The organism is Polynucleobacter sp. JS-Safj-400b-B2 (genome assembly GCF_018881975.1).
Taxonomy (GTDB): Bacteria; Pseudomonadota; Gammaproteobacteria; order Burkholderiales; family Burkholderiaceae; genus Polynucleobacter.
In genome coordinates, this window is the sequence record NZ_JACVPJ010000001.1 from 282,428 (window position 1) to 296,117 (window position 13,690).

General features: G+C 45.1%; 15 protein-coding genes. 12 read left to right on the forward strand and 3 right to left on the reverse strand.

Annotated features, from left to right (window positions below; genetic code table 11):
• Positions 1-39: 39 nt before the first annotated feature.
• Positions 40-795, forward strand: a complete 756-nt coding sequence (gene modA, locus ICN48_RS01485) for a molybdate ABC transporter substrate-binding protein (RefSeq protein ID WP_216151980.1) — start codon at positions 40-42, stop codon at positions 793-795.
• A 7-nt stretch (positions 796-802) separates the two neighbouring features.
• On the opposite strand, the gene ICN48_RS01490 is transcribed toward modA, so the two are convergent.
• Positions 803-1,429 carry an FMN-binding negative transcriptional regulator gene (locus ICN48_RS01490; RefSeq protein ID WP_216151981.1) on the reverse strand — a complete coding sequence of 209 codons (627 nt, stop codon included), beginning with the start codon at positions 1,427-1,429 and terminating at the stop codon, positions 803-805.
• A 182-nt stretch (positions 1,430-1,611) separates the two neighbouring features.
• Here ICN48_RS01490 and ICN48_RS01495 point away from each other — a divergent pair, with 182 nt between their 5' ends.
• From ICN48_RS01495 to ICN48_RS01510, 4 genes are all read left to right on the forward strand, one after another.
• Positions 1,612-1,857, forward strand: a complete 246-nt coding sequence (locus ICN48_RS01495) for a FeoA family protein (protein ID WP_216151982.1) — start codon at positions 1,612-1,614, stop codon at positions 1,855-1,857.
• The gene (locus tag ICN48_RS01500; protein ID WP_216151983.1) at positions 1,850-3,763 is read left to right on the forward strand and encodes a ferrous iron transporter B; all 1,914 of its coding nucleotides are present in this window, start codon (positions 1,850-1,852) and stop codon (positions 3,761-3,763) included. The genes ICN48_RS01495 and ICN48_RS01500 overlap by 8 nt, the downstream gene beginning before the upstream one ends.
• A 96-nt stretch (positions 3,764-3,859) precedes the next feature.
• Positions 3,860-4,903, forward strand: coding sequence for a fumarylacetoacetate hydrolase family protein (locus ICN48_RS01505; protein ID WP_216151984.1), 1,044 nt, complete (start codon positions 3,860-3,862; stop codon positions 4,901-4,903).
• 193 nt (positions 4,904-5,096) lie between these two features.
• A complete protein-coding gene (locus ICN48_RS01510; protein WP_216151985.1) occupies positions 5,097-5,912 on the forward strand; it encodes a transporter in 816 nt (271 codons plus the stop codon).
• A gap of 10 nt (positions 5,913-5,922) precedes the next feature.
• Here ICN48_RS01510 and ICN48_RS01515 read toward each other — a convergent pair whose 3' ends face one another.
• Positions 5,923-6,924: a tripartite tricarboxylate transporter substrate binding protein gene (locus ICN48_RS01515; RefSeq protein WP_216151986.1), complete on the reverse strand. Its 1,002-nt coding sequence runs from the start codon at positions 6,922-6,924 to the stop codon at positions 5,923-5,925.
• A 106-nt stretch (positions 6,925-7,030) separates the two neighbouring features.
• Between ICN48_RS01515 and ICN48_RS01520 the strand changes: the two genes are divergently transcribed.
• The 3 genes from ICN48_RS01520 to ICN48_RS01530 are packed head-to-tail and all read left to right on the forward strand — an operon-like array spanning position 7,031 to position 9,123.
• Complete coding sequence (locus tag ICN48_RS01520; RefSeq protein WP_216151987.1) at positions 7,031-7,312, forward strand: SemiSWEET transporter; 282 nt, start codon at positions 7,031-7,033, stop codon at positions 7,310-7,312.
• 35 nt (positions 7,313-7,347) lie between these two features.
• Positions 7,348-8,040, forward strand: coding sequence for a fumarylacetoacetate hydrolase family protein (locus tag ICN48_RS01525; RefSeq protein ID WP_216151988.1), 693 nt, complete (start codon positions 7,348-7,350; stop codon positions 8,038-8,040).
• Positions 8,041-9,123, forward strand: coding sequence for an alpha/beta fold hydrolase (locus ICN48_RS01530; RefSeq protein ID WP_216151989.1), 1,083 nt, complete (start codon positions 8,041-8,043; stop codon positions 9,121-9,123). It abuts the gene before it with no gap.
• A 46-nt stretch (positions 9,124-9,169) separates the two neighbouring features.
• Here the strand turns inward: ICN48_RS01530 and ICN48_RS01535 are convergent, their stop codons facing one another.
• The gene (locus ICN48_RS01535) at positions 9,170-9,949 is read right to left on the reverse strand and encodes an enoyl-CoA hydratase/isomerase family protein (protein WP_216151990.1); all 780 of its coding nucleotides are present in this window, start codon (positions 9,947-9,949) and stop codon (positions 9,170-9,172) included.
• A gap of 93 nt (positions 9,950-10,042) precedes the next feature.
• Between ICN48_RS01535 and ICN48_RS14055 the strand changes: the two genes are divergently transcribed.
• The 4 genes from ICN48_RS14055 (at position 10,043) to ICN48_RS01550 (ending at position 13,686) form a co-directional block, all read left to right on the forward strand.
• Positions 10,043-10,195 carry a DUF5993 family protein gene (locus ICN48_RS14055; protein ID WP_370624123.1) on the forward strand — a complete coding sequence of 51 codons (153 nt, stop codon included), beginning with the start codon at positions 10,043-10,045 and terminating at the stop codon, positions 10,193-10,195.
• 6 nt (positions 10,196-10,201) lie between these two features.
• Complete coding sequence (locus ICN48_RS01540; protein WP_216151991.1) at positions 10,202-10,765, forward strand: disulfide bond formation protein B; 564 nt, start codon at positions 10,202-10,204, stop codon at positions 10,763-10,765.
• A 33-nt stretch (positions 10,766-10,798) separates the two neighbouring features.
• Positions 10,799-11,794 carry a tripartite tricarboxylate transporter substrate binding protein gene (locus ICN48_RS01545; protein ID WP_216151992.1) on the forward strand — a complete coding sequence of 332 codons (996 nt, stop codon included), beginning with the start codon at positions 10,799-10,801 and terminating at the stop codon, positions 11,792-11,794.
• Between the two features lie 215 nt (positions 11,795-12,009).
• Positions 12,010-13,686, forward strand: coding sequence for a COG3014 family protein (locus tag ICN48_RS01550; RefSeq protein WP_255539409.1), 1,677 nt, complete (start codon positions 12,010-12,012; stop codon positions 13,684-13,686).
• Positions 13,687-13,690: the final 4 nt, after the last annotated feature.

Below are 13,690 nucleotides of genomic sequence, written 5' to 3' on the forward strand. Positions count from 1 at the left end.
GGTGGTTTTTTATTTCTATCCGCTAGAATTAACTCAATCATGTTTATTCGCCCGATTTCCCTATTCGCATCGCTGCTTTTATTTATCAATCTTGCCTTTGCGCAGACCTCAACTGTTGCCGTTGCTGCCAATATGAAAGATGCTTTTAACGAGATTATGGTTGCCTTTAAGGCTAACGGTAAAGCAGGGTTGAGAGTGGTCTATGGCTCTTCCGGTAACTTCGCGGCACAAATCATGAACGGCGCTCCATTCAATCTTTTTATTGCGGCAGATGAGCATTTTCCGTTGGAGCTATTTAAGAATGGTAAGACGGTGGATGAGGGCGCTACATATGCGATTGGTAAGCTTGCCTTAATTGTCAAAACCTCATCTGGGATTCGTTTGGCTGATAGCAAGACAGAAATTGCTCGGGCAATTGCACAAACAAACAAAGTGGCAATTGCTAAGCCAGAGCTTGCTCCTTATGGTAAAGCTGCGGTTGATTATCTCAAGGCAGAAGGCCTATGGGATCTGGCTAAAGACAAGCTTGTCTATGGAGACAACATTGGCGTAGCTACAACATATGTGGTGAGCGGTGCGGCAGATATTGGTTTTACTGCCTTATCTTTGGCCAAATCTCCAGAGGTCGTAAAAGAAACTAACCTCCTATTGGTCGACGCTAAGTTATACGAGCCCATTAAGCAGCGCATGGTGCTAATAAAAGGTGCGCCCCAAGAATCAGTGGATATGTATCGCTTTATGCAGGGGCCCCAAGCCAAATCCATTTTGCAAAGGTATGGATACATCACACCTTAGTTGCTAATTACTTGGGCGCTCTCATGAACTTCAGCATCTGTTGTAAAGCCTCTTGCGGTGACCTCTCTAGTTGCCCTACTACTGCTTCATAGTCTTCGGCCGGCCGGTTCTGGCTAAGCTTAAATTTTCCAATCAAGCTCTTGATATCAATCTCGATGCCGATGATAGCCTTGAGCATGGTCTGTACATACTCTTCTGGGGCGTCATCTAGCTTCCATGTCGACTCATAAGTTGGTTCATGAATGTTCGTCATTTGTGAGACATGGCTTCTTAGCCATTGCGGGTCTTCAATCAACTTGATGGTGCCTTGAGCATGCACTGCGGCATAGTTCCATGTTGGAACAACTTTTCCGCTCTCTTGTTTGGATGGGTACCAAGAAGGGGTTACATATGCATTAGGCCCATTAAATATTGCAGTAACGGATACATTGTTACCGCTCGCAACTTTAACGAGTGGATTCATTCTGGCAACATGTCCGTAAAGCTTGGTTTTGTCGGAGCTCAGCATGAGCGGTAGGTGATTGATTTCAAGATGACCATCTAAATTGCCCACGATGATGGCAAGAGGGTATTCAGAAATCAACTGAGCCAGTATTGCGGGATCTTCAACAAGAAAATGTTTTGGTAAGTACATGGACTAACTGGATTCAATGGGGTATGAATAAGTATCCATTAACCCCCCCTTTTTTTGTTTTGGATCAAGCCCTAGTGAGCTTAAATAGCCCATTATTGCCAATTAAATCCCCCTTTAAACGAATGATATTCATTCTCATTTGTCGTTATAATGACTTCTACATCAGTTAAAAAGCATATTGCATGAATTTAGACCAAGTCGACTTAGGCAGTCTTTATCGCGTTAGTGACATTAATGCCCCCAAGGGTGCTCCTCAAATTAAGGGGCAGTTGGAAGATATTGGCTTTTTACCTGGAGAGCAAGTGACAGTATTGCGCAAAGGTCTTTTGGGAAAAGGACCTTATATGGTTCGCGTAGGTGCCTCAACTTTTGCTTTGCGTCAATCAGAAGCACGCATGATTATGGTTGAATCTCTCCCGCATGTCTGAATCTAAGGTCCACTTTTACTCTAACGAGCCTCTCGTTGCGTTATTGGGTAACCCCAATTGCGGTAAAACTGCTTTATTTAATTTACTCACTGGTAGCCGTCAAAAGGTAGCCAATTATTCTGGCGTCACTGTTGAACGCAAAGAAGGCCGCTTAGCGCTCGAGTCCGGTAAAAACATTCGCGTTCTTGATTTGCCGGGTGCATACAGTCTTTATCCACGATCGCTTGATGAAAAAGTGACTTGCAATGTATTGCTTGGCAGAGCTGAAGGTGAGAAGCGCCCCGATTTGGTTATCTGCATATTAAGTGCAATGAATTTACGTCGCAACTTGCGCTTAGTATTGGCTGCAAAGCGCCTTGGCTTACCCTGTGTTGTGGTGCTAAATATGCTGGATATCGCCAAGCGCCAAGGCTTGCAGATTGATACTGCTGCCTTATCAAATGAGCTCGGATTGCCGGTACTCACTAGTATTGGTATTCAATCTCATGGTGCTGATGAGATCAAAGAGTTTTTATCGAACCTGGATTGGCGCAATTTGAATGGCTTGCGAACAGGTACAAGCGATGCCACCCTTGAGAATGTTGCTGCTCATATTGCGCACACTGAGACCGATAACATTCAAGTCAAAAGAATTCTGCAAAGCCTCAAGCTCGACCGCATTATTCCTGATCAATTAAGTGATCGATTGGATGCAGTGTTACTGCATCCAATATTGGGCCCTATTATTTTGGTGGTGCTACTTTTTTGCATATTCCAGGCGGTCTTTACTTGGGCAACAGTGCCCATGGATCTGATTAAGAGTGCCGTGGAATGCCTTGGTGGTCAGATCGTTGAATTTTTGCCTAATGGTTGGTTGCGTAGCTTGTTAATCAATGGTGTTTTGGCGGGCTTAGGCGGTGTGGTAATTTTCTTGCCGCAAATTTTGATTCTGTTCTTCTTTATTTTGTTGCTTGAAGAATCCGGCTACCTTCCAAGAGCTGCTTACTTGCTTGATAGGGTGATGGGATCAGTAGGACTCTCAGGCAGATCTTTTATTCCGCTACTATCCAGTTTTGCTTGTGCCATCCCAGGAATTATGGCTACTAGAAGCATCTCTAATGCGCGTGATCGCATGGTGACGATTCTGATTGCACCTATGATGACGTGCTCCGCGCGACTCCCTGTTTATGCCTTGCTGATTTCTGCGTTCATTCCAGAGCGAAAGCTATGGGCTGGTATTGATTTGCAAGGTCTCGTATTGTTCTTGCTTTATCTTGCAGGCATTTTGGGGGCCATGGTAGTTGCTTGGATTCTGAAGCGCTTTACTAGTGAGCAATTTAAGATGAATGCACTGATGATGGAGTTGCCCAGCTATCACTTGCCACGTCTAGGTAATTTAGCTATCAGCTTATGGCAAAGAGCAGAAATATTTTTACGTCGTGTTGGCGGAATTATTTTGCTAATGACCATTGGTTTATGGGTGCTGTCTAGCTTTCCTTTTCCGCCTGATGGAGCTGCGGGATCGCCGATCGAATATAGCTTTGCAGGAATGATTGGTCAGGCCTTAGCCCATGTGTTCTCGCCTATCGGCTTTAATTGGCAAATCAGTATTGCTTTAGTACCAGGCATGGCAGCTCGCGAGGTGGTGGTGAGTTCCTTAGCAACGGTTTATGCACTATCTAGCTCTGGTGTGGATGCGGCTGATGCCCTGATTCCGTTGATATCTAGTGGTTGGTCCTTGGCGACTGCATTATCTTTATTGGCCTGGTTTGTATTTGCGCCTCAGTGTTTGTCTACCATTGCTGCAGTGAAGCGCGAGACGGGGGGCTGGAAGATTCCGATCATTATGTTGAGCTACTTATTCGGCTTGGCCTATTTGGCATCATTTATTACCTATCGCCTAGCGATTTTTTTGGGCCTCGGTTAAATCTCCTGTAGTTGATATTTGCTGCAGCACCGCATAAATGGGTGGGGTAGTATTCCTTTTGTAGTTAAAAATAGATAACAACAAAAGGAGATAAATATGAGTTCTCGTCGCCAATTTATGAAAACTGCTTCAGCTGCTGGAGCTGGTTTAGTGGCTGCCTCTACTATGGGTGTAATGAAGGATGCTTCAGCTCACCCCACTTCAGTCTGGGGAGGCGAGGTTTACACTGGCCCACGCGAAATGGTGAAAAACAGCAAAATTCTCTCGATCCAAAATGCGGATGGAACAGAAACCTTAGGTGTAGTGACGCCAAAAGGCGTCATCGATGTTCGTGCTGTTGCTAAGAAAATGAAGATTGCTGCGCCAGTAACCCTAGATCAATTATTGCAAGAGGGTAATGCTCCAGGATTTAATAAGGTAGTGGCAAGCGCCGATAAATCTGGGGTGCCTTACTTAAAAGAATCTGATATTACTTTCGGGCGCTTGTTTAAAAACCCTGGAAAGATTGTTTGCGTTGGCTTAAATTACCGCGCACATGCTGACGAGGTTGGCATGGCTCATCCACGGGTGCCCCCACTATTTAATAAGTACAACAATAGTCTTACAGCCCATAACTGTTTATTGCAAATTCCACCGCCATCAGTTTCTTATAAATTAGATTATGAAACTGAGTTGTTGATTGTTGTTGGTAAGCAGATGCGTAACGTTCCGGAATCCGCTACTTTGGATTATGTTGCTGGCTATTGCACCTCAAATGATTTCTCATCACGTGATTTGCAATTGGAATTGCCGAGTGGTCAGTGGATGATTGGCAAGACCTTGGACCAATATGCACCAATTGGACCTTACTTTGTTACTTCTGATTTGGTGGGTGACCCCAATAAGCTTCAGGTGAAGACATGGGTTAATGGTGAGTTGCGTCAGAACTCCAATACTTCAGACTTCATTCATAACACCCAGAAAATGCTGTCTTATATCAGTACCTACTGGACATTGGAGCCGGGAGATATTGTTTTCACTGGCACACCACAAGGCGTAATTGCCGGCATGCCGAAAGACAAGCAGGTGTGGCTGAAGAAGGGCGATCAGATTGTAAGTTCAGTAGAGAAACTGGGCGACCTGAAGTTCACCTTGGCTTGATTATTTCGGAGTCTTCATTCAAAAAGGAAGTCACCCTAGGGTGGCTTTTCTCATGAGAAGATCTTTGGTTTGCTGCAAACACCGCCCTAAAGGCCGCTTTTTAACGGAGTCTGCTTCTGCGCGGTAGGTGATTAAGAAAACTATTAGGCTTCCTTAGTGGCTTTGAGGTAAGCACGTCAAAAAATACTAATCCTTGTTAAACTCACGCATCATGCAGACGCAAGCTCGCCCTCTTAAGAAAGCGCTTATTCAGGGGCTTATATTAACTGCGCTCATTCTCTCGCCATCTATTAGTATGGCTGTATTGCAGGATGAAATTCAGGTTTACGACGATGAAATTAATGCCAAGGGAGAAGCCAGTCTCGAGGTTCATTTAAACAGCACCCCCAGAGGTATTCAAACCCCCTCCTATCCAGGTGAGGTGATGAACAATAATGGTGTTCGGGTGACCCCTGAGCTTGCCTATGGCTTAGGTCATGATCTAGAAGCTGGCTTATATATCTCTTATGTGAACTATGACAATAAGTTTCAATACGCGGCAACGAAAGTGCGTATGAAATGGTTACCAATTCGTGAAGATAAGGGCGACTCTTTTTTTGCAGGCGCAAATCTAGAGTTATCTAACGTGCAACCACAGTTTGATGAGTCCCGATATAACAGTGAAGTACGTTTCATAATCGGTAAGCATTTTGATGAGTGGCTTTTCTCCTTTAACCCCATTGTGGATATGCCGCTCTCCCAGCCCTATGTACATCAGTCACCTTATTTCTCGACGGCAACACGCTTATCTAGGGAGGTGACTCCTGAGCTAGCTCTTGGAGTGGAGTATTACTCCAACCTAAATCAACTTGGTCAGCCTATCAATTATCAAAATACACAGCAATTGGGTTTTTTGATGATGTACTACGATGGCAAACCACTTTCTTTTCAGGCTGGAGTAGGTAAAGGCTTTTCTAACAGCACGGATTCATTAACGCTTAAAGCGATTTTTTCCATTCCATTAAATTAGAGCCATCTGCCTAGTCAGGCTTGATATTGGCGTCTTTAATGACCTTGCTCCACATATTCATCTCTCGTGTAATGCGCTTGCTTGAATCTGCAGGCGAGAGATAGTTGACGTAAACACCAGCCGCTAGCATCCGCTCTTGCACATCAGGGCGTTGCAAAATAATCTTGATATTTGCGCTGAGCTTATCGATGATTGGCTTGGGTGTCCCTGCAGGTGCCAAAATACCAAACATACTGACTACATCAAAGTTTGGTAAGCCAGTGGCTTCAGTGATTGTTGGCACATCAGGTAATTGGCTAATGCGCTTAGCGGTTGTTACTGCAAGAGGCCTTAACTGACCGGACTGAATAAATTGCAATGCTGCAGGAACAGTCTCAGACATGGTCAACACCTGACCACCGACTAAATCAGTCATAGCGGGACCACTGCCTTTATATGGCACATGCAATAAATCTAAACCAAGTTGATAGCGAAACATTTCCATGGCAAGGCGTTGTGGAGCGCCCGCACCGGATGAGGCAAAGGTGAGTTTGCCTGGATTTGCTTTTGCATAGGCGATGAACTCTTTCATGTTCTTTACAGGAACTGAAGGATTGACTACAAATACCAGCGGCACCACACCCACTACATCAACCGGTGTGAAATCTTTTTCTAAGTTGTATCGGATCTTGTCTTTATCAAGATTGGCGTTAATAGAGTGTGATGTGAGTGCACCCATTAATAGGGTGTAGCCATCAGCCGGAGATTTGGCAACCATGTCAGCACCGATATTACCGCTATCACCAGCGCGATTGTCTGGAATCACTTGTTGGTTTAGTGACTTGGATAACTCTTGCGCCATGATGCGTCCAATGACATCGGTTGCCCCACCTGGCGGATAGGGGATAACCAGCTTAATAGGCTTGTCAGGGTAGCTCTTGATAGCAGCGGCATTGTTTTGTGCAAGCAGCGGGGTGCTGATTAAGCTGCTGCAAAGGAGTAGGCCTAGGCCTTTAATAATATGTTGTCTCATTTTGTATTTTTAGTGGTGAGTTGAGTTACGATTTTCTATTATCTACAGTAATAAAATTCATGCGCTGCGTCAATGATTTGGCAATTTCCTTCACTACAATCGATAAATGACTCTAGAGCCCCACCATATTGAAATTATTGGCTATTGCGCTGCTTTCTTGACCACGATTGCCTTTTTGCCTCAGGCAGTTCAGTCCTGGCGAACTCGAGATCTCTCCGGAATCTCCCTGGGAATGTATTCCTTGTTTACGGCGGGGGTAGGTTTGTGGCTGGTTTATGGCCTCATTATCGAAAAGTGGCCCTTGATCCTCGCAAATGCCATGACCTTTGCTTTGGCACTCAGTATATTGTTGTTGAAATTACGTCATACTTCCAGAAAACGGCAATAGAGTATTTATTTATCAAAATTCTTAGAAAGGTTCTTATGTCCTCAGCATTTGTGATTGATCCACCAGCAGTTATTTCATTGCCGGTAACAGGTGATAGCCGTCGCTTTGCTGTCAATCGCATTTACTGCGTAGGGCGTAACTATGCTGATCATGCGCGTGAGATGGGCCATGATCCTGACCGTGAGCCGCCATTCTTTTTTATGAAGCCTGCTAATTCGATTGTGACCGATGGAAAAGATATGGCATACCCAAATCTATCGAGCGACGTGCATCACGAAATTGAAATGGTCGTTGCAATTGGCAAGGGTGGCGCAAATATTGCTGCTGATAAGGCTCTAGAACATGTCTATGGTTATGGAGTAGGTTTAGATATGACTAGACGCGATCTTCAAGGTGAGGCGAAAAAGATGGGGCGTCCTTGGGATACTGGTAAGGCATTTGATCAATCAGCACCCTGCGGTGAGATCACTCCAGCAGCTCAATGTGGTCATCTTGCTCAGGGCGCCGTCAAGCTATTGGTGAACGGAGAGGTTCGTCAAGAAGGAGACCTCAATCAATTAATCTGGAATGTTCCAGACACAATCGCCTATCTTTCCACCTTATTTACATTGGAGCCAGGCGACTTGATTTTCTCAGGCACTCCAGCGGGAGTGGGTCCAGTGAAAAAAGGTGACGTACTTGAGGGTAGTGTTGCTGGCTTGACGAACTTAAAGACCAAAATTAGCTAAATGCAAAATAGGTTTTTCATCAGGAATCTGCCTCAAAGATTAGCGTTGATAGGTACTGCGATTGCCGTACCTATTCTCTTGGCTTCCTGCATTAGCTCTGAGCAAGTATCTTCAACTCCCTCATCATCAATCCCTTCAGTCAGTCTTTACGCCAATGCAAGCCCTTTGGATTTGCGCTTAAGCACATGGCCTTATCCATATCCCTTAAAAGAATTTAAGACTTCTCTACAGGGCCAGCCAGCCAGCATGATGTATATGGATGTGCCGGCACTCGGTAAGCCAAAAGGTGTGGTGCTGTTGTTTCATGGGAAGAATTTCTCCAGTGATTACTGGGCCCCCACGATCGCAGGCCTTTCTAAGGCTGGTTATCGTGTCATAGCACCTGACCAGATTGGCTTTGGCAAATCTTCTAAGCTTGATGTTGAGTATCACTTTGATGATTTAGCTGTCAACACGCAAGCTTTATTGAAGTCTCTCAATATTACGCGAGTTTCAGTGATAGCCAATTCAATGGGTGGCATGGTGGGTATACGCTTTTCTCGTCTCTATCCACAGACTGTGCAAAAGCTCGTACTTGAGAATCCATTGGGCCTTGAGGATTACAGCAAAGATATTCCCCCACAGAAAAATGACGATTTACTTAAGCTAGAGATGGCTCAAACAGAAGCGACTTATCGCCGTTTCCTGCAAACGTATTTTCCAAGCTGGCAACCGAGCTATGAAAAGTTTGTGGAGGTTTATGTACGCGTTCAAAAAGGCCCCGACTATCCGGCTTATGCCAAGACCTCGGTTCTAACATATCAAATGATTGCAGAAAAGCCTGTAGTAAATGATTTGCCACAATTAAAGATGCCAGTCTTATTGGTAATCGGTCAAAAAGACCGTACGGTATTTGGTAGACGCTTTGCGCCGCCTGAAGCTGTGAAGACCTTGGGTAATTTTCCGGAGCTAGGTAGGAAGGCGCAAGCGGCTATACCAAATGCAACATTAGTTCCCATCGACAATGTAGGTCATGTACCCCATGTCGAGGTACCCGATCAGTTCGTGAAAATCGTAGTGGAGTTCTTAAACGCGAAGGGTTAGACCAAGCGCTAGGCTAAGTACGATCTTCGATCTTCGATCTTCGATCTTATTCCCCGGTCCACTGAGGTAGGCGACCTTCCAAGAAGGCATTTACTCCCTCCTTAAAGTCTTCGCTGTTGTAGGTTTCACGCATGAGCTCAGTGCAGTCTGGCAGATTGCTTTGAAGTAAACGCGCTAGAGTCAGCTTGCTGGCTTTTTGCGTGATGGGTGCTAAAGCTACCAACTTCTGTGCAAGTGCATGAACGGCAACATGAAGGTCTGTTGCCTCAACTGTTTGATATAGATAGCCTGGATCTAATAATTCTGGCGCCTTAATCAGCTCAGCTGTCAGCAGCATTTTTTTGACCATCAGAATTCCGAGGTGAGCTGCAATCCAAGATAGATTGCTGGGTGATAAACAGTTTCCTAAAGTCTTTGCTACTGGAATGCCGAAACGGGCATCCTTCGTTGAGATACGAAAGTCGCAAGCAGTTGCCATGAGAAGTCCGCTACCTACAGCCAAACCCTCAATCATGGCAATAGTTGGCATGGGCAGTTGCTGCAAAGAAGCAAAGATCTGATCAACAGCGATTTCATAAGCCTCATCTTTTTTGAGATCCACGAACTGTTGAATATCGCTGCCCGAAACAAATGCCTTATCTCCGGCACCCCTAAAAATAACCACCCGAATTTCAGAATTGCATGCCAGTGAGTCGCAGATCTTTTTGAGCTCTTCATACATCGGCCAAGTTAGAGCATTACGGGCGCTAGGGTTATTGAAGGTCACCCAGGCAATCTTTCCATCAATGTTTAAATCGATGCAGGGCGGGGTAGGGCTTGTATTCATGGACTCATTCTAAACAAAAGACCTTTCTCCAAGCCCTGTATTTACAGAATTACCCCTATCGGCAGAATCCTGCGCTAGAATAATCTCATGTATATGTTTCTACCTTTTCTGACGGCTTTTATCGGACTTGTTTTAGTCTGGTTTGAGAAACGCCTTGCGGGTTTGATAGTTTTGGCGATTACCGTCGGTATTCTTTTGGTTTGGTTCCGGGTTCATGCAACCGACCATCTCAACATCAGTTTGTAATTGATCGTGAGTAGACATTCTCTTCCTTCATTAGCGGCGCTAGGCAACCAGCTGGCATTGTTGGCTGTTGTTGGCATGCTTTCCTATGCATTTTTTGATCAACTGTATTTTGGTGAGTTACCTTGCCCTTTATGTTTAATGCAACGTATTGGGTTTGTGATTATTGGTTTTGCATTGGTTTTGAATATTCGTTTCGGTGCGCATTCTTCTCACTACGGATGGGGCATCATTGGCGGCATAGTGGGGATGATGGTTTCTCTTCGCCAGGTGTTCTTACACATTCTGCCGGGTGACAAAGGATTTGGAAAAACATTTTTAGAATTACATTTCTATACCTGGGCATATGTTGGTTACACAGGACTATTATTGGGTCTGGCAATTCTCTTAATGCTGCCCAATCGCGAAGTCCGCTCACGCTCTTGGTTCGCAAATGCCTTGGTCATCGCTTTCATTCTTTTGGTTTTTGGTAATCTCGTATCTACACTTCTAGAATGTGGCATTGGTCCCTGCGCTGATGATCCAGTGAAGTATGACGGCTGGCTGTGGCTGCGCTCTCGCTTTGGTTTTTAATCTAGACCATTCGGTCTAGTCCTGAGTTTTAATATGCCATTCCCCCAAGTTCTGAAGAGCTTCTTCATTGCGGCCTTGCTATGTACTTTTGCGTTCTCAGCCCAAGCACAAGCTGTGCAAAAAAATACCGACTGGCCTAAGCAAGCTATACGTATTGTGGTGACCTTTACCCCTGGTGGGGCTCCCGATATATTGGCGCGTGTTTTAGGGGAAAGCTGGCAGCAAAATTTGGGTGTACCAGTATTGGTGGAGAATCGCCCTGGCTATGGAGGTAATATTGGCGCCGATCTAGTGGCTAAGAGTGCGCCTGATGGCTATACCTTGCTAATTGGTACAGTAGGTATACATGCCATCAATGGCGCGCTTTATGAAAAGATGTCTTTTGATCCCGTGAAGGATTTCACGCCCATTAGTTTTTTAGCTAGTACGCCAAATGTATTAATCGTCAATAAAAAATTAGGCGTTACCAATCTCCATGAATTAATTGAACTTGCAAAAGCAAAGCCTGGTCAATTAACTTTCGGCTCATCTGGTGTCGGTACATCGCTACATATGTCTGGTGAATTATTTAAAGAAATGGCAGGCGTGCAAATACGCCATATTCCTTATAAAGGACGCGCACAATCATTGCCTGACCTACTGAGTGGCCGCATCTCAATGCTTTTTGATAATCTTTCTTCCTCTTTAGCTTTGATCAAGGCCGGGGAGGTTCAAGCTTTGGGGGTCACTACGCTGAAGCGTTCACAAGCTGCCCCAGAAATTCCGACCTTAGCTGAGCAAGGTTTGACTGGTTTTGAGGCGATTTCTTGGTTTTCATTGATGGCACCTGCAAATCTACCGCCTCATATTCAAAAACGTCTCAATCGGATGGTGTATCAAACCCTTAGCAACCCAGAAGTCAAATCACGTCTTTTAGCTAGCGGCTTAGACCCAGCTCCAGGCAGCCCAAAAGACCTTTCCAAGCTGATTGCCAGCGAAGCAAGTAAATGGGGTAGGGTGGTGCAGCAATCGGGTGCTAAATTAGAGTAAAAATCAGAGTAACAACGGTTCTTCTTGTCAGCCCCAGCCTATTTTCAAGCGTTAACGATGTGAGAACTATTTGCTTGAGGTCCCTTTCTACTCTTTACCCCATTTCCAAGCCCCTAAATTTGCCTAAATTTTCAGCATTAGACTTTTCTAAATTCGGGACAACTTTGCTTGTTTGTTTGCTGGTGGGCTGCGCTACGCAAACCCAGCAAATCAAAATGAATGAGTCTAAGGAGCAGTTTAAGAATGGAGATCTGCAAAATACAGTAGCGGCTATTCAGGGGGCATTTAAAGATAAGAATACTTTGTACTACATGGAGTTGGGTGAAGTTCAAAGATTGCAGGGCCCTACGCAAATTCCGAGTAGTACCCAAAACTTACTGGCTGCAGATCAATTGGTTAGCCGTTGGGAGGCAACTACTAGCGACAAACTGAGGCGCTCTTTTTCAGGCGCCAGTTCCTATGTCTTGTCTGAAGGCTTTAGCAGTGAGTACGATCCCAAGCCTTATGAGGTGACTTTATTAAGTCAGACCTTGGCATTAAATCACCTCTCACAAGGTCGATGGAATGACGCCATGGTAGAAGCAAAAAAAATGGCACAGCGTGAGAAGGTCATTGAAGAGCTTATTCAAAGCCAAGTTACCGCGGTATCCCAAGTAGAACGTGATCAACAAAATAATCCGAATACTCAAGGCGCCACGAGTCGCATCCAAAATATCAGTGGTTATCCAATTAATTTATTAGATGATGAAGAAACACGTAGTCTCAAGAATTCTTATCAGAACCCAGGCGCATATTACCTGTCAGGCTTTATTCATGAGTCTCAAGGGGAGGCTAGTCTGGCTGCGCCAGGATATCGGCTGGCAATTGAGTTAAGACCCCAGGTAAATTTCTTTAAAACCAGTATTGCTAAGCTCGATTCCAATATTGCAAATCAGAGTAAAAAATCTTTTGCTGATACCTTGATCATTATTGATACGGGTTACATGCCTAAGATTATTCCTTATCAAATCAGCCAATCTTTTCCCGTTGGTAATACTTCAAGGTTGGTCACTTTAACTTTCCCAGTTATCGAAAAGTCTACAGAACGCTTTAGACCCGCTATGGTTCAGTTAGGAGATCGGGTTGCTAATCCAGAGCTGGTAGCAAATATCGATTCTATGGCTCGCAAGAACCTGCGTGATGAAATGCCGGCCTATGTTTTAAGGGCTTCCTCCAGGGCGTTGGTTTCCTTGGCTGCTCAATACGCCGCAGATCGTGCAGCTCAACAAGCAGCCAATCGAAAGAATCAGAACAACCAGAACAATGGCAATGCAGCACTGATTGGCGCTATTGCCGGAATGATCACGGGTTACACCCTGCAAGCTATCAATGTGACAGATGTGCGCCACTGGTCAACTTTACCTGCGCAGACCTATATGGCCAGAATGGGTTTGCCAATAGGACCTACTGTACTCAAATACACTTTACCCTCTGGAGTGCTAGCTTCGCAGACAGTCAATTTAGTAGGGGGCTATAACGTGGTTTATATCCGGATGTTCAGAAATCGAGCAATAGTTCTCACTTCGAATGATCCGGCAGCACTTCCGTCTAAGGCGCCAGTACTGCCGACTCCCGCAGCAGTCACCCCAGAGCCTAAGGCCTTCGAAGGTACTTTTGCCGGCTTCAAGAAGTTGTGGGGCGGCTCTCAGGACCCTCAACCTGTGGAGGAGGCTTCTCCAGTAGTGTCACCGGTGATGCCTATCGCACCCGTTGGTATACCAGTTGTAGTCCCAGCCCCGGTTTCCAACCCCAATCCGATTCCCAGTAATAGTCCTGCTAGCATTAATATAGAAGAGGCTAAGCCTTACGAGCCACCCAGTCTACTGAATAGCTTTCAGCAGCTTTTTAATTAGGAAA

Bases quoted from the DNA above. Each gene is read 5' to 3' on its own strand.
- modA (WP_216151980.1), top strand. From the start codon at position 40: ATGTTTATTCGCCCGATTTCCCTATTCGCATCGCTGCTTTTATTTATC.
- ICN48_RS01490 (WP_216151981.1), bottom strand. From the start codon at position 1,429: ATGTACTTACCAAAACATTTTCTTGTTGAAGATCCCGCAATACTGGCT.
- ICN48_RS01495 (WP_216151982.1), top strand. From the start codon at position 1,612: ATGAATTTAGACCAAGTCGACTTAGGCAGTCTTTATCGCGTTAGTGAC.
- ICN48_RS01500 (WP_216151983.1), top strand. From the start codon at position 1,850: ATGTCTGAATCTAAGGTCCACTTTTACTCTAACGAGCCTCTCGTTGCG.
- ICN48_RS01505 (WP_216151984.1), top strand. From the start codon at position 3,860: ATGAGTTCTCGTCGCCAATTTATGAAAACTGCTTCAGCTGCTGGAGCT.
- ICN48_RS01515 (WP_216151986.1), bottom strand. From the start codon at position 6,924: ATGAGACAACATATTATTAAAGGCCTAGGCCTACTCCTTTGCAGCAGC.
- ICN48_RS01520 (WP_216151987.1), top strand. From the start codon at position 7,031: ATGACTCTAGAGCCCCACCATATTGAAATTATTGGCTATTGCGCTGCT.
- ICN48_RS01525 (WP_216151988.1), top strand. From the start codon at position 7,348: ATGTCCTCAGCATTTGTGATTGATCCACCAGCAGTTATTTCATTGCCG.
- ICN48_RS01530 (WP_216151989.1), top strand. From the start codon at position 8,041: ATGCAAAATAGGTTTTTCATCAGGAATCTGCCTCAAAGATTAGCGTTG.
- ICN48_RS01535 (WP_216151990.1), bottom strand. From the start codon at position 9,949: ATGAATACAAGCCCTACCCCGCCCTGCATCGATTTAAACATTGATGGA.
- ICN48_RS14055 (WP_370624123.1), top strand. From the start codon at position 10,043: ATGTTTCTACCTTTTCTGACGGCTTTTATCGGACTTGTTTTAGTCTGG.
- ICN48_RS01545 (WP_216151992.1), top strand. From the start codon at position 10,799: ATGCCATTCCCCCAAGTTCTGAAGAGCTTCTTCATTGCGGCCTTGCTA.
- ICN48_RS01550 (WP_255539409.1), top strand. From the start codon at position 12,010: ATGAATGAGTCTAAGGAGCAGTTTAAGAATGGAGATCTGCAAAATACA.